At 36.1% G+C, this 22,506-nt stretch carries 17 protein-coding genes and 1 pseudogene; 15 read left to right on the forward strand and 3 right to left on the reverse strand.

All coding sequences use genetic code 11. The annotated features are described in order from the left end of the window. Positions 1 to 2: 2 nt before the first annotated feature. Together ACXADT_RS06465 and wecB are read left to right on the forward strand one after the other, a co-directional pair. Positions 3 to 779 carry a hypothetical protein gene (locus ACXADT_RS06465; RefSeq protein ID WP_474833803.1) on the forward strand — a complete coding sequence of 259 codons (777 nt, stop codon included), beginning with the start codon at positions 3 to 5 and terminating at the stop codon, positions 777 to 779. Positions 780 to 858: 79 nt separating this feature from the next. After that, positions 859 to 2,001, forward strand: coding sequence for a non-hydrolyzing UDP-N-acetylglucosamine 2-epimerase (gene wecB / locus ACXADT_RS06470; protein ID WP_474833805.1), 1,143 nt, complete (start codon positions 859 to 861; stop codon positions 1,999 to 2,001). Positions 2,002 to 3,269: 1,268 nt separating this feature from the next. Here the strand turns inward: wecB and ACXADT_RS06475 are convergent. Then, a pseudogene (locus ACXADT_RS06475) lies at positions 3,270 to 3,641 on the reverse strand (M23 family metallopeptidase); the annotation flags it as partial. Between the two features lie 648 nt (positions 3,642 to 4,289). Between ACXADT_RS06475 and ACXADT_RS06480 the strand changes: the two are divergent. The 12 genes from ACXADT_RS06480 to ACXADT_RS06535 all read left to right on the forward strand — a co-directional run bounded on the left by ACXADT_RS06480 (position 4,290) and on the right by ACXADT_RS06535 (position 19,142). Continuing rightward, entirely contained in the window at positions 4,290 to 5,069 is a 780-nt protein-coding gene (locus tag ACXADT_RS06480; protein ID WP_474833807.1) for an ABC transporter permease, read from the forward strand. Continuing rightward, positions 5,070 to 5,795, forward strand: a complete 726-nt coding sequence (locus tag ACXADT_RS06485; protein WP_474833809.1) for an ABC transporter ATP-binding protein — start codon at positions 5,070 to 5,072, stop codon at positions 5,793 to 5,795. It begins immediately after the preceding gene. Next, complete coding sequence (locus ACXADT_RS06490) at positions 5,792 to 6,994, forward strand: glycosyltransferase (protein WP_474833811.1); 1,203 nt, start codon at positions 5,792 to 5,794, stop codon at positions 6,992 to 6,994. Before ACXADT_RS06485 ends, ACXADT_RS06490 begins: the two co-directional genes overlap by 4 nt. 85 nt (positions 6,995 to 7,079) lie before the next feature. After that, entirely contained in the window at positions 7,080 to 8,363 is a 1,284-nt protein-coding gene (locus tag ACXADT_RS06495) for a nucleotide sugar dehydrogenase (protein WP_474833813.1), read from the forward strand. A 14-nt stretch (positions 8,364 to 8,377) separates the two neighbouring features. Next, on the forward strand, positions 8,378 to 9,748 hold the full coding sequence (locus ACXADT_RS06500; protein ID WP_474833815.1) for a nucleotide sugar dehydrogenase: 1,371 nt from the start codon (positions 8,378 to 8,380) through the stop codon (positions 9,746 to 9,748). A 23-nt stretch (positions 9,749 to 9,771) separates the two neighbouring features. Next, positions 9,772 to 11,907, forward strand: a complete 2,136-nt coding sequence (locus ACXADT_RS06505; RefSeq protein ID WP_474833817.1) for a glycosyltransferase — start codon at positions 9,772 to 9,774, stop codon at positions 11,905 to 11,907. Between the two features lie 21 nt (positions 11,908 to 11,928). Continuing rightward, the gene (locus tag ACXADT_RS06510; RefSeq protein ID WP_474833818.1) at positions 11,929 to 12,627 is read left to right on the forward strand and encodes a glycosyltransferase; all 699 of its coding nucleotides are present in this window, start codon (positions 11,929 to 11,931) and stop codon (positions 12,625 to 12,627) included. Between the two features lie 205 nt (positions 12,628 to 12,832). Continuing rightward, entirely contained in the window at positions 12,833 to 14,533 is a 1,701-nt protein-coding gene (locus ACXADT_RS06515) for a hypothetical protein (RefSeq protein WP_474833820.1), read from the forward strand. Further along, positions 14,533 to 15,591, forward strand: coding sequence for a glycosyltransferase family 4 protein (locus ACXADT_RS06520; RefSeq protein ID WP_474833822.1), 1,059 nt, complete (start codon positions 14,533 to 14,535; stop codon positions 15,589 to 15,591). Before ACXADT_RS06515 ends, ACXADT_RS06520 begins: the two co-directional genes overlap by 1 nt. Before the next feature lie 195 nt (positions 15,592 to 15,786). Then, positions 15,787 to 16,989, forward strand: a complete 1,203-nt coding sequence (locus ACXADT_RS06525) for a glycosyltransferase family 4 protein (RefSeq protein WP_474833824.1) — start codon at positions 15,787 to 15,789, stop codon at positions 16,987 to 16,989. A 20-nt stretch (positions 16,990 to 17,009) separates the two neighbouring features. Further along, positions 17,010 to 18,143 (forward strand): glycosyltransferase family 4 protein, encoded by a 1,134-nt coding sequence (locus ACXADT_RS06530; RefSeq protein WP_474833826.1) that lies wholly within the window; start codon positions 17,010 to 17,012, stop codon positions 18,141 to 18,143. 24 nt (positions 18,144 to 18,167) lie between these two features. Continuing rightward, complete coding sequence (locus ACXADT_RS06535) at positions 18,168 to 19,142, forward strand: LCP family protein (protein ID WP_474833828.1); 975 nt, start codon at positions 18,168 to 18,170, stop codon at positions 19,140 to 19,142. Positions 19,143 to 19,172: 30 nt separating this feature from the next. Here ACXADT_RS06535 and ACXADT_RS06540 read toward each other — a convergent pair whose 3' ends face one another. Further along, positions 19,173 to 20,252, reverse strand: a complete 1,080-nt coding sequence (locus tag ACXADT_RS06540) for a glycosyltransferase family 4 protein (RefSeq protein WP_474833830.1) — start codon at positions 20,250 to 20,252, stop codon at positions 19,173 to 19,175. A gap of 206 nt (positions 20,253 to 20,458) precedes the next feature. Next, a complete protein-coding gene (locus tag ACXADT_RS06545) occupies positions 20,459 to 21,091 on the reverse strand; it encodes a YigZ family protein (RefSeq protein WP_474833832.1) in 633 nt (210 codons plus the stop codon). 263 nt (positions 21,092 to 21,354) lie between these two features. On the opposite strand from ACXADT_RS06545, the gene ACXADT_RS06550 reads away from it, so the two are divergent. Further along, a complete protein-coding gene (locus ACXADT_RS06550; RefSeq protein WP_474833834.1) occupies positions 21,355 to 22,506 on the forward strand; it encodes a sensor histidine kinase in 1,152 nt (383 codons plus the stop codon).

Consider the following 22,506-nt stretch of genomic DNA (forward strand, 5'->3'; position numbering starts at 1 on the left):
GCGTGAAAAATATAGTACTACTCGTAACATTTGTAGGATCAATCGTTCTATTAATTGCGGGGAAAATGCACTGGGATGAGAAGATTGAGTATGCAGGTATGACGGTTAATATGAAAAGTGAAAAAGCTGAAATAAAAGAAGAAATCAATCGTCCCATTAATAATGAAGAAATAAAGAAGCAATTGAAAAACTTTTCTGCAGCCATTGGGGAGAAGATGATTTCGTCAACTGAACCATTATCCATTATAATTGTAGGGTCAGAGTCCTTTCAACATAATACAGACGAATTAGATCTAGTCGTTAAGAACGGATTGGATAATAACTACTGGAAAAATGCTTTTACTGTAGATCAAATGGTCTTTAAGGAAGAAACAACTGCATCTCTAGTGAAAGATCAGTTATACGAACAGGTGATAAAAAGAAAGCCAGATATAGTAATAATGGAATCTTTCACTTTGAATGATAATGGTCTTGTAGTTATAGATGAAAGTCATCGAAATCTCAGCATAATAAAGAGTGAAATTGAAAAAAGTTTATCTGATGTTAGCTACATATTGATACCGTCCAACCCAATTTTTGAGCCTGGTTATTATAGTATACAAATCAATTCTTTAAATACTTTCGCAGAAAAGAACAACATCAATTATATAAACCACTGGGAAACATGGCCGTCAGTGAAAGAGGAGAGTATTAAGAACTACCTTGATGGTTCGAGGCCAAATAGTGATGGCATTAATGTAATAGGAGAGGCTATTGTGAATTATATGATTGGTAAATAGATGCCTTTTTGATTTTTTGATTTCAATTCTATAAGATTGAAAATAAGATTGCAGAGCATTTAGATAAAGGAGAGTCAAAATGGCACCTGTTAAAGTTATGAGTATTTTTGGTACGCGGCCCGAAGCAATCAAGATGGCGCCACTTGTCAATGAACTAAAAAAACATCCTCAGCATGTACAGCCTCTTGTAGCAGTAACCGCTCAGCATCGTGAAATGCTTGATCAAGTTTTAACGATTTTCGATATAGTCCCCGACTATGATTTGAATATTATGAAAAACAAACAGTCACTTGCTGATATTACTACAAGAGCGCTTAATGGCTTAGATGAAATATTAAAAAAAGAAAAACCTGACCTAGTCTTAGTACACGGTGATACTACAACAACTTTTGCTGCTAGTCTTGCAGCGTTCTATAATCAAATTGCTGTAGGTCACGTTGAAGCAGGCTTGAGATCATTTGATAAGCTGTCGCCTTTTCCTGAAGAAATGAACCGGATGTTAACTGGAGTCCTTTCAGACTTGAATTTTGCACCTACAATGAAGGCCTATGATAACTTATTAAATGAAGGCAAACGTGAAGAAAGTGTTTATGTAACTGGTAATACAGCTATTGATGCGCTAAAGAGCACGGTAAGAAAAGATTATTCTCACCCTTTGTTAAACGAGTTAGATGGCAAAAGAATAATTTTACTCACTTCTCATCGAAGAGAAAATCATGGTGAGCCAATGAAGCAAATTTTTCAAGCCGTAAACCGTATAGCGAAAGAACATGAAGATGTACATGTGGTCTTCCCTGTTCATCTTAACCCAATGATTCGGGAACTTGCCGATCAAGTTCTTAGCGAAAATCCGAGAGTTCACCTGACGGCACCTTTAGATGTTATTGACTTTCATAACTTTGCTTCAAGAGCTTCTCTCATATTAACTGATTCTGGTGGCGTTCAGGAAGAAGCACCATCACTTGGAGTTCCAGTCTTAGTTTTACGTGAAAATACCGAAAGGCCAGAGGGGGTATCAGCTGGGACGTTGAAACTTGTAGGAACAGACGAAGAGAGCGTCTATTCGACTGCGAACAAGTTATTAACAAATGATGAAGAATATGCGAAAATGTCTAGGGCATCAAATCCGTATGGGGATGGTATTGCATCTAAACGAATCGTTGAAGCAATCTTATATTATTTTAATGTCTTAGATGCAAAGCCCGAACAATTTAAGAATTAATCAAAAAGTCCTTCTGGATACAACTCCAGAAGGACTTCTTTTCCTTGAAACAAGATGGAGGGATTGCTTACTTACTGCCACTCATCATGAGAGTAAAAATTGATAGTATCCATATCGATATACATTCCACTACTTACTTTCACATAATTTCCTTCTATTCCGTAAACGTAATATCCTTTGCCTGCAGGAACATCACGAACCCAACTGCCATTAGTATCCGGTGAATCGATGATCACTGTATCTTCAGTGGCAAGCATATAGCCGATTCCAGATGAATTAACATTTTCTAACCCTGTTTCATCTAATTGATAGACTCCAGGATGAGTAAAGTATCCAGCTTCTTCTTTCTTCACATACATCCCTTTACTTACTCTATAATACTCACCGTGGGTTGCATAAACATGGTATCCTTGCCCTGAGCCGGCTTCTTTTACTACTGAAGCTTGAGCTTTAGGCTCAGAATAAACTTTTAAATCCTTTTTAGCAAACATATACCCAATACCACTGTTTGTATTAACACTTTCTAATCTCGAATCGTCAAATTGGTGAACGCCAGGATGGCTATAATAGAATACTTCATCTTCTTTTACATACATGTTTTCACTTACTCTTAAAAAGTCTCCATTCACAGCATAAACCATGTAGCCTTGGCCAGCTCCAGCTTCTTTTACTGTTGAAGAGGAGGCATTAGGTTCACTGTAAATAGTGAGATCTTTTTTGGCAATCATATAGCCGATCCCTTTATCGTGATTGATTGTGAGCACCCGATGATCATCCACTTGATGAACGGGGTGTTTGAAGTATGCGATATTATTTTTATGAATGTACATATTTGTACTTACTTTGTAGTAGTCTCCGTTAATCGCATAAACATTGTAGCCTTTTCCAGCGGGAACATCTCTTACCTTTGTCGCATCAGCGTTTGGAGCATCAACTATTTTGCTTGTTTTCTTTGCAATCATGTAACCAGTACCAACATTCTGATCTCTGCTTTCCACTCTTTCATCCTCAACTTGATATACGCCTTCATGTGCAGTATAACTTACATGAGCTTTATTCACATACATGCCTTCACTTACTCTAAGAAAATTATTTTCACTTACAGTATATACATAGTACGATTGCCCTTTAGGTACATCTTTTACAACGTTGGCACTAGTGCTCGGTGCGTCATAGATCTTCGTGTTTTGAGTGGCTGTCATATATCCAATTCCTGAAGTTTCATCAATTTCAGGATCATCTGGTTCCATAACTTTACCTAAAACTTCTCTAGGGTTGATTGCATTAGATTTACCACTATTCCATTTACCTTTATGTACTTCAAAATGTAAATGTTGTCCTTTTGAAGCTCCTGTATTTCCTTGATTACCTAGAAACTGACCTTGAGAAACAGATTGACCTTGCGAAACCGATCTACCTCTCATGTGGGCATATACCGTTTCATAGATTTGTCCATTAATATAGTGTTCTATGAAAACCACATTCCCATAAGAACTAGAATAATAGGATCTAGACACAACCCCAGATGCTGAAGCGTAAACAGGAACGACTCCTGCTTTGGCTATGTCAATTCCATCATGCATGTCTCCCCATCTCATACCAAATTCAGAAGATACATATCCCTCGGTTGGCCAAATGAAAGTAGCGCTAGCTGCTTCAGAAGACTCAACATTTGCAAAAGATACGGTAAAAACCATTGTAAAAATCAATAACAAATTAGTTACCTTTTTCATAATTTTCCCCCTCGAATGAGTTTTTTTTTGAAGCCATAAACAAATTACCATATAAACTGTAAAAAAGTAACTAATTATGGTTAAAAAAGGTAATTAGTCATTACTATAAGTTTTCTACAAGTCAAATTACCTAAAAATCACGCAGATGTTTGATAGTTCAAAAGACACAAGAGTTGATTAACAATTCTACAGGACGAATTCATACTCAGAATAAAAATAAAAAAACGAGTTCCAGTAAAAGAACTTGTTTCAATATTGACTGCTATTCTGTTCGTTTTAATGAGCCCATCGTTTTCATTGTGATCGATATACATGAAAAGATGGAATTTCATGTTTATTTATGAAAGAATAAGCTCATGACTGCAAATGAAACAAATATTAACAAATTGTGAAATACGGTTGAAGAAGGAGGTGTGACTGCGAAAAGTGTATAGGAATCTTTGCAGTCTTAACTTATAGTTAAGTTACCGCTTTTGTTTTAGTAGACTACAGGAGCTGAATTATATAAAATGTACTATGACGTTTGTATTACTAAGTTATGGGAGTTTATAACGTATGTTTAAAAAATTGATCAATGATTGGCGAAATAATAAAGATTTATTGTATCATCTGACGGTATCAGAGTTGAAGTCGAATACTGCAAGAACATATTTAGGTACGCTTTGGTGGATAATTGATCCAATCTTATATATGGCCGTTTATTATCTACTCGTTCAAGTTATTCTTGGCAGAGGTGGAGAAGACTATGCTGTCTATCTATTTACTGGGTTAATACCCTTAAAGTGGGCTACGGCATGTATGGTTGATGCCACAAGTGCGATATCATCAAAAGCAAGAATTTTGCAGCAAGTTTATGTTCCTAAGCTGATTTTTATTCTTGTACGGCTTGGCGTGAATACGTTTAAATTCCTTGTGAGTTCCTTGATGATGGTGCTGTTTTTATATTTCTATGGAGTAGATTTGACGATCAATGCTCTTAACTTCTTCATTATTATTTTATTTAATGGCGTGCTGTTGTTAGCCATTATGATTCTTATGGCACATATTGGCGTTTACTTAAAAGATATCAAGAACATGATGCAATACATTTCTCGAATGTTATTGTACTTATCACCCGTTCTTTTTAGAATGGAAAGGGTCCCAGAAAAATTGCAAGAACTATTGTATTTGAATCCTTTCACTAACTTCCTTGTTTCGTATAGAAATGTATTTCTATACCAGGGACAGCCATTATGGACAAATTTATTCATCATATTAGGTATTTCACTTGTATTACTTTTCATTGGCCTTCGAATACTTAACAAATACGACAAACAATATGCTAAGGTGATTTAATTGAAAAAGGATATTATTGAACTTAATGATATATGGGTTTCTTATCCTGAAGACTCAGATAATCCGATAAAGCGACTACTAAGTAGGGATCGTAAGGAGTTCTGGGCGTTGAAAGGATTGAACTTCACTGTGAAAAAAGGTGAGGTTTTAGGTATAGTAGGGAGAAATGGCTCTGGAAAAAGTACTTTACTTAAACTTATGAGTGGATTGATCGAGCCTGATAAAGGGACGTTTCAAGTTGAAGGGAAACGTCCGATGCTTCTTTCACTAGGAGCAGGATTCCAACCTGAGCTTTCTGGTATAGAGAACATTTACTTAAATGCACTTCTACTTGGTAATAGTAAAAAGAAAATCGATGAGAATCTTGATGCGATTATCGAATTCTCGGAATTAGATGACTTTGTATATAAACCAGTACGAACCTATTCATCTGGAATGAAAGCAAGGCTGGCATTTTCTACTGCCATTATGCTTGATCCTGAAACGCTTTTAATTGATGAAGTGCTTGGAGTAGGTGATTCTGCTTTCCAAAAAAAATGTAAAGATGCGATCATTGAGAAAATTAAACAGGATCGAACAGTTATTTTGGTGACGCACTCTTCAAGCCTTGTTAAACAAATATGTGATCGAGTTGTTTGGATTCATAGAGGTGAACAAAAAGCAGTTGGAGAGACGGAGGAAATCGTTAAACAATACGACGATTTCATGAAGGCTAAGCGGAAATGAAACAAATACTAATGGTTCTTTTTAAAGATATTGATTATGATGCAAGGGTTCAAAGAGAAGCTATTGCATTAGCTGAAGACGGGTTCGGGGTGTCGATTTGTTGTATTAACGAATATGACACTCCTGGTCCTTTTCTTCATGAAAATATTCATATACACAAGTTTACCATTTCGACAAAGCAAGCAAAGAAAAGTGTGAGCAGTAACCAGCCAAGTAAAGTTTCGCTTCTTACAAAAATTGTGAGGAATCCATTGGTTAAGTTAGCTAAGGATCAATATGCCTCGCATGAATTCTATCGGAAAATTAGAAGTCATCTAAATGAAACCTCTTATGATGCCGTTCACTGTCATGATTTAAATACTCTGCTAGTAGGAAAAAAGCTATCAATTGATTTTCGTTGCAGATTGGTTTACGACTCGCATGAACTTTTTAATGAAATGACTGGTCGTAATCAGTTAGATCGTCGTTTCGGTTATTTTATGGAGGGGAAATTACTAAAACATGTAGATCGGTTGATTACTGTTAATCCATACTTGATAGAAAAATTTGAGAGTCGTTATGGTTCATTACCCTCCATTTATTTGCAGAATATCCCCATTGTTAGGGAAGAATATAAAAAGAATGATCACTACTTTCATCATCTTTTTGATTTTAGCACTGATAAAACAGTTCTCCTTTATCAAGGTGGATTCTCAAGAAATAGAGGCATTGAGCTTTGTATAAAGGCCATGAAGCATCTAGATGATCGATATCGACTTGTTTTATTAGGTGATGGAGATATTAAGGGGGAACTTAAGGAATTAGTAAAAAAAGAAAAACTTGATACACGCGTTTTCTTTCATCCGAAAGTATCTCCTGATGAAATTTTATCACTTACAAAAGAGGCCGATATTGGACTAGTGATGTATGAAAACGTGAGTGCAAACAATTATTACTCTACCCCAAATAAAATATTTGAGTACATGTTGATGGGATTACCTGTCATATCTTCAAACCATCCTGGAAAATCGTATATACTAAACGAATATGACTTTGGATTAGCAGTTGAAGAAAATGTTGAAGAAATTGTAAATGCTGTACAAGCTATAGATGAGCGATATCATTATTATGTGAAGAAATGTAAAGCGGCTAGTGAAGTACTTAATTGGCCACTTGAATCAAGGAAATTGACTCGTCTATATAGAGATCTACTTTATTGAATATATACTCGACTTTCTACTTGAGTATAAGGATTACTAAGGTAAGTGGAGCCTTTAGTAACGCGAGTGAGGAGCTGTAATAATCATGAAACTTGTCGTAATGGGATTAGGATATATTGGATTGCCAACTGCCGTTATGTTTGCAAGAAATGGCGTGAAGGTACATGGTGTTGATGTGAATGAGGAAGTTATTGAGACACTTAAAAGCAAATCATTACACATTGAAGAGCCTGGCCTAAAAGATATGTTGGTTGAAGCAATTGATTCGGGTAACCTTACATTTGGTACAGCACCAGTGGAAGCTGATGGGTTTATCATCGCAGTACCAACCCCAGTAAATCCTGATAAAAGTGCAAACTTAAATTATGTCCAGTCCGCAGCAAAGATGATAAAACCATTTTTAAGAAAAAACAACCTTGTTATTTTAGAGTCAACTAGCCCACCTGGAACTACTTTAAAAGTTCTCTCTCCTATTTTAGAAACAGAAGGACTGAAGGTAGGGAAAGATCTTTACGTAGCATACTCACCAGAACGAGTTTTGCCAGGTAAAGTTCTGGAAGAGTTGGTTAATAATAACCGCATCGTTGGTGGGGTGAACGAGGAATCAAGTTTGGCAACTGAAGACATTTACAAAACATTTGTCAAAGGAGTTATCCATAGAACTGACGCCACTACCGCTGAAATGGTAAAATTAATGGAGAATACTTACCGGGATGTTAATATTGCACTTGCAAATGAGCTAGCAAGGATTGCTGAGAATGTAGGATGCGACATATGGAAAGCAGTGGAGTTAGCGAATTGTCATCCAAGAGTAAATGTTCATTCACCTGGGCCAGGAGTTGGCGGCCATTGTATTGCTGTTGATCCGTGGTTTTTAGTGGAAGCTAGTCCGGTTGAAGCTGAATTAATAAAAACGGCACGTTCTATAAATGACAACGTTCCTTCAATCGTTGCAGGTCATATCCAAAATCGGTTCGAAGGAATTACAAATCCAAAAGTGGCAGTGCTAGGGCTAGCATACAAAGGCAATATAGGGGATGCTCGTGAAAGTCCTTCTATAACGGTATTACAGCATTTAAAACAAATGAACATTGACTATACCGTTCATGATCCATATGTTGTGGACAAAAGAATAGACAACCAAAAAGACACTGTGGAAGAAGCTGTTCAAGGTTCAGATTGTATTGTTATCTTGACTGATCATAATGAATATAAAGAGTTAGACCTTGCGAAACTAGCTCCATTAATGAGAATGTGTTCCATTTATGACACTAAAAACATTATAGACAAAAATCAAGCTGCTGCTGCAGGGTTTCAATATGACAAAGTTGGTAAATCTTCAATAAAAACGAATTTATTACATTTATAAAAAGGGTGACTATAATGAAAGAATCATTATTAACGAAATTTGAAACAGGTAGTGCTCGCGTAGGAGTTATCGGGCTTGGTTATGTAGGACTGCCTCTAGCTGTTGAAATGGCTCAAAAGGGCTTTGAAGTTTATGGAATTGATGTTAGTACAGAAAAAATGGGCATCCTAAATAACGGGAAGAGTTATGTAATGGATATTTCTGATGAACAGGTAGAAGCGATCGTCGGAAAGAACTTTTTCCCAGGGGATGACTTTTCAGTAATTTCTAAACTAGATGCTGTTAGCATATGTGTTCCAACGCCATTAGCTAAGACAAAAGAACCTGACGTTTCATATATTAATGCGGTTGTTGAAGAATTAGTGAAATATATGAGTGAGGGCACATTAGTAATTCTTGAAAGTACAACTTATCCAGGTACAACGGATGAACTGATTAAAGCCGTGATTGAAGAACAAACTTCTTTCCGTGCTGGTAAAGACTTCTTCCTTTGTTTCTCTCCTGAACGAGTTGATCCAGGTAATAAGCAGTTTAATACTAAAAATACTCCTAAGGTTCTTGGAGGGGCTACAAAAGATTGTCTTGAGCTTGGTGTATCTCTCTATAGCTCTTTCCTTGAAAACATTGTACCAGTTTCATCAACAAGTGTTGCTGAGATGGTTAAACTTCTTGAGAATACGTTCCGTAGCGTAAATATTGGACTAGTGAATGAATTAACTATGATGTGCGATCGAATGGGCATCAATGCTTGGGAAGTAATCGATGCTGCTGCAACAAAGCCATTTGGTTACATGCCGTTCTATCCTGGACCTGGGATCGGTGGACACTGTATTCCATTAGACCCTGCATACCTGTCTTGGAAAGCAAAAATGTTCAACTTTTATAACAGGTTCATTGAACTTGCAAGTGACGTGAACGGTAATATGCCAAGATACGCTCTTAATCAAGTCGCAGACTTATTAAACGATAATGAAAAAGCCATTAAAGGGTCTAAAATCTTTATACTCGGAATGGCATATAAGAAAAATATTGATGACCTTCGTGAATCTCCTGCTCTTGAAATTTACCGTCTTCTTGAAGATAAAGGTGCAAATGTGTATTATCACGACCCTTATGTTTCAAGTTTTAAAAATGGAGATGAAGTCGTCTATTCAGTTGAATTAAACGACCAAAATCTAGATGATGCAGATTTAGTGGTTATTGCAACTGATCATACAACTGTTGATTATGATTACGTGATCGATCGCTCCAAATTAATTTACGATACTCGAAATGTAACAAAGAATTATAGGGATGCGAATGGAAAAGTTACGCTTCTAGGCGGACAGCAAAACTTCGATCTACCTACAAATGTTGAAGAAAACTCAAGTGTTAGACCGAAGTAATCGAACCAAAAGGAGAGTACTTGATGAATTTTGATGTTAGTCCCTTTTATACAGAACATATTGAGGTTTTTATAAATGAGGGAAGCTTATATAGAAATTTTATAAATCAAGCAAAAAAAGCGAAGTCCCTTCTAGTGCTATCTGGATATGGGGAAACACAATCTTCATTACAATTAGCGAACCTTGATAAAAAGGTTGTCGAGGTAGTACGTTTTGAGGAAGAGTTACAGAAAAAACTTGAACAGTATCAATCGGTACCACATGAAATTCAAGAAAACATTTCTCTTACCAAAGCTAATTACTATGATAGTGAAGCATTACAGGATTATAAGTCTGAAATGACCTTACTTGAAGGAGCGTTTACAAAGCGTTTCTTCGAGGAAGCATTTCTTAAGTCAGTTCATTCGACGATTATAGATGATTTGAATGGATCAATTGTGGCTAGAATTCCAATGGAAGCAGAAATTACTGAAGACATTTCTGAAGTTGTATTAAGTCTGAATCAATTCTTTATAGCTAAGTCTATAGGTATTGAAGATAGCTATTTTTATTTCATGGGAGAGCCTAGGACAGTACTTCCGGAAGAAAAGATCAAGCAAGAAGTGACAAGCGATTTGCTCGCAGCTGTATTAAGGCTTGAAAAGCATATACAAAAAGCTAAAGCTACAGAATCAAAATCCGATCAAGTTGAAAGTCAACCCTCTGAGGAGGATCTTATTGCACAAGCAGTTTCAGCACAAAAACTTGATCAGATGATTCAACAACAATTTCAAATTCGTGAACTTAATAAGAAGATTGATCAGCTTTCTGCTGCATCAAAGAAAAAAGATAAGCAGGTTGCTCGTATCACAAGGAAATACAATAGGGCGCAACATATCGTAAACCATATTAATTCACATGCTTCTGCTAGGTATTTAATAGGTGATGCAATTATGGGCGCATCACAATCCTTTGGAAAAGCAATTCGTTTACCGAAGCGTCTTGCAAGAATTTATAAAGATGCAAAAAGTGGAAAGTTAGGCCGTACGTCAAATGGCTCTGGCTCTTTGAATATCGAACCTATCGATGATGGAAATGCCATTTTGTTTGTACCCACTAATGGTGCGGGACTTGGGCATTTAACACGCCTTCTGGCTATTGCTAGAAGAGTTAAGAAATTGGACCCTTCAAAGAAAATTATCTTTCACACAACTAGTTCAGCTATGCATTTAATTCTTCAAGAAGGATTTCTTGGTTACCATCTTCCATCTAAGATGCTTTTCCCTCAAGAAATGAGCGCCAAGCAGTGGAATGGAATATTGAGGGATCACCTTGAAACTGTTATGAGTATTCATCAACCTGAAACCATTGTATTTGATGGCGCGTTTCCATATGCTGGACTCGTTGCTTCTATGCGAAAAACAGAAGGTATGAGGAAGATTTGGGTGAAGCGTGGTCAGCATAAAGAAGGAAAAGCTGAATTAGTGGAAGCGAAAGAAAAGGAATTTGATGAAGTATATGTACCTGGTGAAGCAGGTGGCGACAACAGTATGCGAAAAGAAGGCTTGAAGACTTATTGCGAGCCTGTCCTTTACCTGGACCGCTCAGAGTTAAAGGACCGGGAGAGTGTGCGTCGTCAATGGAATATCCCTGAAGGCATGAAAGTAATATATGTCCAGCTCGGCGCAGGGAAAATCAATGATATCCATTCAACAATATCCATCTTACTCAATGAACTTCTTAAGAGAGAAGATGTATTTGTAGTTATTGGAGAATCAATTATAGGAAATCGGATGGACCTAAAGATGGACCGTGTTATGACACTTCGTGACTATCCGAATTCTATATATTTTAATGCGTTTGATTTAATTGTGACTGCTACAGGGTATAACACTTTCCATGAAGTTATGTACTTTGGGGTTCCATCAATCCTCATTCCGAATGAAAATACAAAGACAGATGACCAAGTTGCTCGTGCTATGATCGCTGGAAACGCTGGTGCTGCCATTGTATTAAGTAATCCAGGTGCAGAGGATTTTGAAGCTGCAATTGAAAAAGCTCTTGATGAAGAAAACAATCAAAAGATGAGAGATGCCGCAATTGACCTAGTGAAAGAAAATGGGGCTCAACAGATGGCGGAAAAGATTGTTGAAAAGTCTAAAACACAAAACAGCCAATAAATACCCGGGAGAGTGATGATCTTGAAACGTAAGCTTTTAGTTCCAATCGCATTTAACAATTGGGCTTTAACAGATGTAAACGACAATCGCCTAACAAAAGAATGGATCGACCATCGTATGGGGATATTTATGAAATACACGTGTAAAAGTCTTAAAGCTCAAACGAATCAGGACTTTACTGCATTGCTCCAATATGATCAGCGTTCTGAAGAGCATGTTTTGAATGCTTTAAAACAGCATGATCCTTTACCGGAAAACATCAAGTTTGTTCCAAAAAACGCTTATAACAAGACACTAGAAAGAGAAATTCAAGATTTCGATGAAGTGTTTTTCGTAAGAATTGATTCCGATGATATGTATCATAGTGGATATTTGGAATACTTGAAGGATCTTGAAATAAAACCTGAAACTGCAGCGCTAATTAATCAATATGGATATTTCTATGATGAATATTCAGATCGAGTTGCGACAGCGATGATTCAATCTCCACCTTTTTATACTCTGATTTATAATGTAGAAGAATATCTTGAAGGGAAGCGCCATCCAGTAAAAGGGCATCGTTCTGTTCATGATTTGCCTCATGAAAAGATGGAAGCAAGGAACTTCGTTCAGGTTATCCATTCCAATAATATGTCAACATCATTTGAGAATAAATATATTGATGGTCTAATTGAAGACGAAAACGAAAAGAACAATATCATGCGTCAATTCTGGGGATAAAATAAAAAGGGCTGTCGGAAACTTATTCCGATGGCCCTTTTACATAATGGTCTATAAAGTAATAAAGTATTATTAGGACTAAAGTTCCTAATAAATTACAAATCAATCTTAATTCTTTAATGAACACTATTGTTCCTATATAATTTTAATATATGGGTAGTAAATATTAATCTGCTGCATTCGCAGCTTTCAGGAGAATGACATGTTGAAAAGCCAAGTAAAGTTTCTTAATAATCAACAGTTGCAAATCACCGATAGTTGCCAGGATCAGTTGAAATGGGTAGGTTCTAGAGCTTCCGGCCGTCACGTTCTCCAAATAAGTAAACATCCAGGGATTCTTTCTATCATTAATCAAGACCCCCTTTTAGATTTAGTTAATTTAATATACACGAGTAACAGAGAAATAAGTATTAGAAAACATCTTCTAATGACATGTGAATCTACTTTCTGGGTTGGAGATGTATTGAGCGAAACACCGTACGCTAAAAATTATTTCGATACAATATTGATTGATAACACCCTTGCTTCGATAGTGAAGAATGGAGAGTTTGAATCTGTTATGAAACTATTAAAGCCAAATGGAAAGGTTATTGTAACGCAATCTTTTAACTCATATGAAAACCAAGATACCATTTGGGCTTGTTTGCTTGAGAATTTCATTGAGCTTGATAAACGACTAGATAGCAAACAAATTAGTTGGGTAGGACGAAAGACCAAGCATCCACAAGATAGTGATCAGCAAAAGAAACAGTTGATAGAAGCAATCCAACATAAGATTAACGAAAAAAAGACATATCAAGATAATATAATCCAACAGGCGACACTAAAAAAACAGTTAGCTGAAAAGAAGCGCCTTGAGGATGGTTATAAAATGTTGAGATACTTACCGATGATAAAAGCCAAGCTAGACGATCAAGTTGCAAATGTTACCCTGACTGAAGAAGAGATTGCGTCTCTTACTGATGAGTTTACCGGTGAACTTATAGAAAATAGTGAAAAGGTAGACGGTGTGGAACTTAAATCTTTTATCCAAGATCAGAGTAAGGTTGCTGTTGTGCTTGCATCTGATGGTTTTTATCATAAGTGTAGGCTCAACTTCTCACATCAGCTTACAAATTCTTTGCTAGAAAAAAAATACAGCGTCGTCTATGTTTCATCAGATAACACCTCGAAAGTAAGGCCCGTTTATAATGGAAAGAAGCAACTGTTACAACTTAGTTTGGAGAGATTTGAAGAAACGATCGCATTATTTAAACAACCTGACGTTTTTCTAACTTCTCCTAAGCTCTATTTTGCAAAACTATTAGGAAGGCTACAATGGAATAGGTGGAGCATTTATTATATACCAGAGGTTATCAATAAGAATGAACTGGACTTCCATCATTTTATTAGGAAAGCATTAGGAAATGAATTAGGTGGAAATGGAGTTAATCAAGTTCTTGCTTCTGCAGTTGAAAGAGAGGTCCTATTAAAAGATCAAATTGATGTTCGAAATAATAAAAATATGTTACTTGGTTACATAGGGAATTTAAATAACCATGTTATTGATTACGAACGTATAAAGAAAGTGCTAGATCAAAACGAATCGATCACCATCGAATTAATTGGATATGATGCACCTCAGAAAATCCCTATTCGAAGTAACCGGTTAGTTATAAGGGAGTATACTCATCTTGATGAGGCTGCACAGAGAATAGGTAAATGGAGTGGTGGTATTCTCCCCTTCCATTGTAACGAGAATGCATCTTTACAACTAATGAGGAGCTTAAATATCCCCTTATTAAATTTAAATAACTTGGAAGATTACAGATTTGACACTACTCTTTTTGAAAGTCCTGAAAAGCCAATCTTAATAAGTGATTTATTGAGTTCACTGCTTCCATCTGCGGGAGGGTTATGTAAATAATGAAGATTCTATACGTCTATCGTTATTTGCTTCTTGGAGGGGTAACAACTCAATTAGCTAACAGATTATCTTATCTTAACAAAGTAAGTGATCCATACTTTGTATTTCTATCAGACCATGGTGGATATACAGCATTTAATGGCTATGAAAAGATTTTTGTAATGTCAGACCCTTCATCAATATCAGATTTTATTGAAGAACAGAAATTTGATATTGTTATCGCTATTGATGTACAAGAAGTTACTAACTATTTAAAAGAAGTGGGGTGCATAACCCCGCTTATTCAAGAGGTTCATGGGATTTCTTATAAACTTAACTACTTGAAGGAGCAGTCCATTGATCAATTTCGAGCATACATCGTTCCTTCTATTTATAGTAAAGAACATATTGTTAATGAGTATCAGCTTCCAAAGGAAAATACTTATGTAATTCCTAACTGTTTAAACTTAGATATTTTTTATCCGAAGCCAACCACTCCTATTACGAATAAGAAGATTATTTGTTGGGTAGGAAAATTAAACCAACATAAAAATTGGTTAGGTTTTCTACAATTAGCAGAATTGGTCTCAAAAGAGAGGGATGATTGTGTATTTTGGATCATTGGAGGAGAAACTGCCTCGGAGAAGGTGATGAAAAGTCTCTTTCAAGAAATAGCTAGCAGGTCGGTTAACGTTAATTGGTTTGATCGGATGGAATATGAAAAGATGCCTGAACTCTATTCAATGGTAGCTAAAAGTGGTGGTTGTACAGTCAGTACATCTAAAGGAGAATCTTTTGGCATGAGTTTAATTGAAGCGATGGCTTGCGGGTGTCCCGCTATTGCTCCTAGAGTAGGTGCTATACCTGAACTTTATACTGGCAAGTTGAAGGACCTTGTATATGAACCCAATGACTTAGAAACATGTTCTTCTATTATTCATTCGATATTAGATGATAAGCCAAAGAGGGATGAACAAATAAGGAATGGGTTACTAAAGGTAAACGAAAATTTCTCTATCCAACAGGTGGTTTCAGAGTATTACAACTTACTTTGCGATTTACAAAAAAAATCTGGTTAATACGCCAGATTTTTTTGTGTGCATAAATGGAAATCATTATTAGGTTCTTAACTCCCATAACTACCTGTAATATTACGAAGATAATGGTATTAAGTCTATACTTCTAGAGTTTCAAACAAACTTTTCAATCGAAACATAACGGAGTATAATGAGATATGTATGATTATGTCGTATTACGATAATGGAAGGATTATTATGAAAGTTTTATATATATCGCAACATTTCCCACCAGAAATTGGTGCTGCCCAAGCACGTGCTTTTGACATGGCGATGAATTTACAAAACGAAGGTTGCGATGTCTCGGTAGTTACAGCTTTTCCAAACCATACTGCTTCCAGAAAGCTCTTTAAAAAAGAAAATCACTCGGGATTAAAAGTATTTAGAACATTTGTAGTTCAAGATACGAAAAAAAGTTCCTTAAGAAGAATGATGAATTATTTAACATTCATGGTATCTTCTATAATTGGTGGGCTCTTAGTTCGGAAACCTAAGGTTATCTATGCAACGACTCCACAATTGTTTTCTGGAGTAAGCGGTTATGTATTAAGTAGATTAAAAAGAGCGAAATTTGTTCTAGAAGTACGCGACCTATGGGTAGATTTTGCTGAAATTTTAAAGCAAATAAATAACAAACATATGTTGAAGCTAGCTAAAAAGCTTGAAGGGTTTCTTTTCAATAAAGCCGACCATATCATCGTTGTAACTCATGGATACAAACGATATTTAGTAGAGAGAGGCATCGCTCCTGAAAAAATTGATGTAATAACTAATGGAGTAGACCCTTCAAAAACAGAAGCAATAAACCCTGAAAGCGGAAGAGCAGTACGTGAAGAATATGGATTAGAAGACAAGTTCATTCTACTCTATGCTGGAAATTTAGGAGTCGCGCAAGGTTTAGAGACAGTTTTAGAAGCAGCGGAGAGATTGAAAAACACTCCTTCTATTACATTTATACTTATTGGTGAAGGGGCTGAGAAGCAACGTCTTCTAGATTTCAAGCAAGAGAAAGATCTTCACAATGTATTAATATTAGACAGCAGAGCGAAACATGAGTTAGAAGGCTTTTATTCAGCAGCAGATTTGTGTTTAGTTATGTTAAAGAATCACCCGTTGTTTGAAATAACGATTCCTTCGAAGTTATTTGATTGTCTAGCTATGAATAAGCCTGTCTTGTTAGGGGTAGGTGGAGAATCAAAAGAAATAGTAGAAAACTTAAACGCAGGTCTCTATTTTGAACCAGAAAATGCTGCTTCTTTGACGGATGTAGTTGTTCAAGCTGCAAATGATCCAAGCATTTTAAGGGCTCTTGAAAAAGATATTAGAAACAAAATGCTATTGACGTACAATAGACAAAAGTTATCCAAAAACTTAGCTGAATTATTAAAAGCTAAATTTTAGAAATCCAAAGGTTGGTCAATATGAAAAAAGTATGTGTGATTACATCCATCCATTCTCCTTATGATGGACGCATTTATCACAAACAGTGCAAAAGTTTACAAAGAGCAGGATATCATGTTGTATTAATTGCACCAGAGCCTGAAAGCATCGAGTCGAATGATATAGAGTTAATAACTTTCAAAAGGCCGACGAGTAGAAAAAGGCGATTATTAATTGCTTTTGAATTATATGAAATGGCTAAGAAAACAGACGCAGACATCTTTCATTTTCATGATCCAGAGTTAATGATCACTGGGGTTATGATTGAAACTTTTTTAAAAAAACCTTGTATTTATGATGTACATGAACATTATCCAAATACCATTATGGGAAGAGAATACATTCCCAAGTTAATAAAAGTACCTATGAAATATGCCTACATCGGCTTTGAGAAATTAGCATTAAGAAAAATTAGCGGTGTTATTTATACAACTGAAGAAATCGGAAAAAGGTACGAGTTATATGACAGCTGTAAAATAGAAAATTATCCACTGAAAGAGATGTTTCCAGCTAGACAAAGGACCAAAGACCAAAATCAAATAATCTATCTGGGGGGTATAACACGTATAAGAGGTGTAAGACAACTTATAGAAGGATTTGGAATATCTGTCAAAAGTTTTCCTGATGCTAAGCTATTATTTCTAGGTAGCTTTGAATCAGGTGAGTTTGAGAAAGAAATTCATAATCTGATCGACGAGCTAAATCTGCGTAAGAATGTTATGTTTAAAAGTAGGGTACCCTACGAACAAATCTCATCATATGTGGATCGTTCAATAGTCGGGGTACTTCCCTATCTTCCATATCCAAATCACCTGGTTGCAATGCCCAATAAATTATTTGAATACATGGCAGCAAACAATGCAATTATTGCATCTGACTTTTCGCACTATGCAAAAGTTATAAAAGGTAGCGACAGCGGGTTGGTTGTCAATCCACTACAACCAAAAAGTATAGCTGATGCAATTAATGAGATGTTGAACGATGCTAAAAAGACTGAACAGTATGGTGAAAACGCTAGATCTGCATTCGAACAAACCTACAATTGGTCCTGTGAGGAAGAGAAGCTAATTAAGTTTTATCGGACTTTTTTAATAAAAGCTGGTAATGAATTTTAAGTTTTCAAGAAGCGGGGAAAAAATATGAATAAGCATTCAAGGATAAAAAGAAGAAGGAAGAAGAAAGTTTTTAAAAGAGTTTTGTCTTTTGTATTAGTTGTAGCGCTTGTCTTGGTGGGATACGGTGCATACCTCGCATATAATGCTTATGATGCGGCATCTGGGTCATACCAAGAGCTCTCTAGAGGTGATAAGTCAAAGCTTAGAGATGAGCAAGTTGCTGTTACAAAAGATGCTATTTCAATTCTCATAATGGGTATTGAAGACTATTCAACAGGTGGAGACAATGGACGAACAGATACGTTAATGGTCGCAGTAATTGATCCAGAAACCAAAAAAATTAAAATGTTAAGCATCCCGAGGGACTCTCGTGTCGATATAGTAGGAAAAGGGTTTAAAGATAAAATTAATCATGCTCATGCATATGGCGGAACTGACATGGCGATTGATACAGTGGAAAACTTCCTGGAAATACCGATTGATTATTATGTGAAAGTAAACTTTGAAGGATTCAAAGATGTCATTGATGAAATAGGTGGGGTTACGGTTGATGTTCCATTTGACTTTATCGCTCATACAGACGTACCAGGCGGGCGAGCAGAGTTTACGGAAGGACCTATGAAGCTAGATGGAACAGAAGCTTTAGCATATGCAAGAATGAGAAAAAGCGATCCACGTGGTGATTTTGGGAGAAGTGATCGACAAAAGCAGATTATTAAAGCAGCTATGGATGAAGTTTCCTCTGCAAAAGGTTTAATGAAAATAGATGAAATTGCTCAGCATATTGGTAATAATATTGAGACTAATCTAAAGCCTACAGAGCTCTTTGCGCTACAGAAAGAATATTCCAATATTAGTTCTTCAAACTTAGAGAGTCTTACTCTTGATGGAACAGACCAACGAATTGAAGGGGTTTATTACTTTGATCCTAGTGACGAAGATGTTGCTTCGATAAGTCAACAACTTAATCAAATTCTTTCAGGAACTAAATCTAATTAATTAAAAAGCATCCGCAGTTTGCGGATGCTTTTATCTTCTTAACATACTCGTGAAAATGAGTATTTTTTTAATTGCATTGATAATTGGTTTCTGCTTATTTCCAATAACACCAATGATCTCTACAGTGAACTGTAATACAAGGAGTAATAGGATTAAGAGAAACAGTGAGCCCCATAAGGTAGAAGCTGAGAAGATTATAGCTGAGACTCCAAATAGAAAGCTCAACATATATATGATGATAACTGTAGTTCTGTGTGAAAATCCAATTGCTAATAAGCAATGGTGGATGTGAAATTTGTCTGGTGTTGATATTTTTTGCTTATTCATTAATCGGCGTATAATAGCAAAGAATGTATCAAAAATAGGTACAGCAAGTATAATAATTGGTATTAAAAGACTGAAGACAGTGACACTTTTAAATAAACCAAGCATAGACATTACTGCTATGGAATATCCTAGAAATAATGCACCCGTGTCTCCCATAAATATACTTGCAGGATGAGAATTGAAAACCAGAAATCCAATGGTCCCCCCAATTAGAATAACAGCTAAAGCTATTACGACTAATTGGCTATCAAGGACAGCCATAGTTAAAATTGAGCCGAGTGCTATTGTGGATACCCCAGCGGCAAGTCCATCTAGACCATCAATTAAGTTAATGGAATTTGTGACACCCACAATCCATAAAACTGTAATAATAAAACTCATGAATCCAAATTCGATTCTTCCTATAAAAGGAAGAGAGATAAACTCAACTTGAAGTCCAGAGGAAGCTACAATAATAGCAGCAATAATCTGCCCCATTAATTTAACCTTTGGCGTTACCGCAAATTTATCGTCAAAAACACCAAGGATTAAAATTAGAATTCCAGCAACAATAATCTCCATCATATAAGGTGAATATGGCTTAAGATATATAAACCCAGCTGCTACACCGGCGAATATAGCCAAACCTCCAGCAGAAGGCATCATACCCTTATGAACTTTCCTCTGATTTGGTTTATCGGCAATCTTATATTTTCGCGATACATATTTTACAACTGGAGTGGCAATAATAGCCACGGTAAGCGAAATAATAAAAGCAATGATATATTCTGTCAACGAATACAATAAGAATCCCCCTTTAATTGAGGAATAGTGGTGTATCACTTTCATATCATATCAAATGATGTATGCAATGCAAGAGAATTTTTGTAGTGCTAATTATCGATTTTTTACTATCGTACTTTAGTTTTCCCTTAGAGTAGTTAAAAAAATGTTGAAATTTGATACTTCTTATAATTACCAATACCCGCTATTACATGGAGGTAACCCATTTATAAGTCGTATTCTTTATATAATGTGCCACTAGTAACAAAGCTGGCACTCCCGTTGGTAAGGTTTGTTAACCAATCTACAAAAAACTGCTCATCTCCATAATTAACATAGATGGTGAATTGAACGTTGTCTAAATAATTTATTTCCTCGAGTATATAATTCGACGAACGAATCTCGTTTTCGACTTTACCGAGTAAAGTGTAATCGATATTTGTCTGTATCTTTGTCATTAACTTTCGTTCTACAATTCCTGTAGCATTTATACCTTCTGAGACAGACTGTCCATACGCACGGATCAAGCCGCCTGCACCTAGTTTAATCCCCCCGAAATAGCGGGTAACTACGACGGTAGTATCTTTTAATTGTTTCTTTTTTAATACTTCTAACATCGGCACACCAGCTGTTCCTGATGGCTCTCCATCATCGTTTGCTTTTTGAATGTGATCTTGTTCACCAATTAAATAAGCGGAGCAATTATGGGTAGCGTTGTTATGCTTTTTTTTGATATGTTGTATGAACGCTTGAGCTTCTTCTTCAGTAGTAGTCCGTTTAACGTGAGTGATAAAGCGAGATTTTTGAATAACGATTTCATGTTCGCCTTCACCTTTAACGGTTAAGTAGGAATTGAGCATATGTAAAACCTCCAGATTCCCTCACAATTTCATTATCGGAAGGGGATTTGTTCTTTATTATCGAATAGTAAATTAATAAAGAATAGTAATGAGACTTGGGGACAACCTTGATTTAGACATATTCATTATAATTGTCCTAATTTAATCCATCAAATATTAATTCTGATGACATAAACAGACGGTCCGATACGAATTTTGTAAAAGAAGTACTTTTGGACTATCTTTTCTCGCCGTCCGTCTCCTAAAGAAATGGAGGAGTAAGCTTGAGTTTTCAAAAGTTAGATCCAAACGCGCTAGACGCCATACTGGATAAAACAATGGAAAGCATTAATACAAGCAAATCAAAGCTGTTCGAAATTGGAGAGCACTCTCACGAAGAATATCAAGAATTAAATGAACAACGTCAACTTTTAAAGGAAGAGTTAAGCACTGTTCAGAAATTGAGAGAAAACAGGTTGCAAGAAGATCGAATCGCAAGAGCTGAGCTTGTGAAAATCAGCAAAAACTTTCACAATTATGGAGAACCAGTGATCAGAAGAGCGTATGAACAAGCTTCGGAAGCACAGATTAACCTCTCCATTAGTATTGAGAAAGAAACAAGGTTGAAAGATCAAATAGCTGGTATAGAAAATAGAATTACCTCTGTTAGAAAAACATCTGATAAAGCTGAGTCTTTTATGAGTCAAATTTCTACCGTCCTTAGTTTCTTAGGTGGTGAATTGAGACAGTATGGCGAAGCGATTGAAGATGCAAAGAGGAAACAAGAGTATGGTCTTCGCATCATTGAAGCTCAAGAAGAAGAAAGGAAGCGTTTATCGAGAGAAATCCATGATGGGCCCGCACAAGTGCTTGCGAACGTATTGTTACGATCACAGATAATTGAACGAATTTATGAGAAAAAAGGGAAAGACGAAGCGTTTAAAGAGATAAAAGACATGCGCAGTTTAATTGAGGATGCATTGAAAGAAGTAAGAAGGTTAATCTATGACCTCAGACCAATGGCTCTTGATGATCTCGGTCTTATACCAACTTTGTTAAAATACTTGAATAGAGTAGATGAACGATCAAATGCTGATATTACGTTCGAATACTATGAAGGAATACAGCGGTTGCACGTACGATTAGAAGCAGCGATCTTCCGTCTTGTGCAAGAAGCCGTTCAAAATGCCATCAAACATGCAGAAGCAAGTAAAATACATGTTGACCTGAATCTAGATGGTGATAAGATTGTGGTAACGATTCAAGATAATGGAATTGGTTTCGATGTTAATGTGCGTAAAGATCAATCTTTCGGCTTGTTAGGAATGAAAGAACGAGTCGGCTTATTAAATGGTACGATTAAAGTTGATTCAACGCCAAAAAAGGGTACATATATTTTGATAAGAATCCCGATACATGAACAGGAGGGCGTGTAA

It is taken from the genome of Anaerobacillus sp. ABR4_321, from assembly GCF_056158505.1.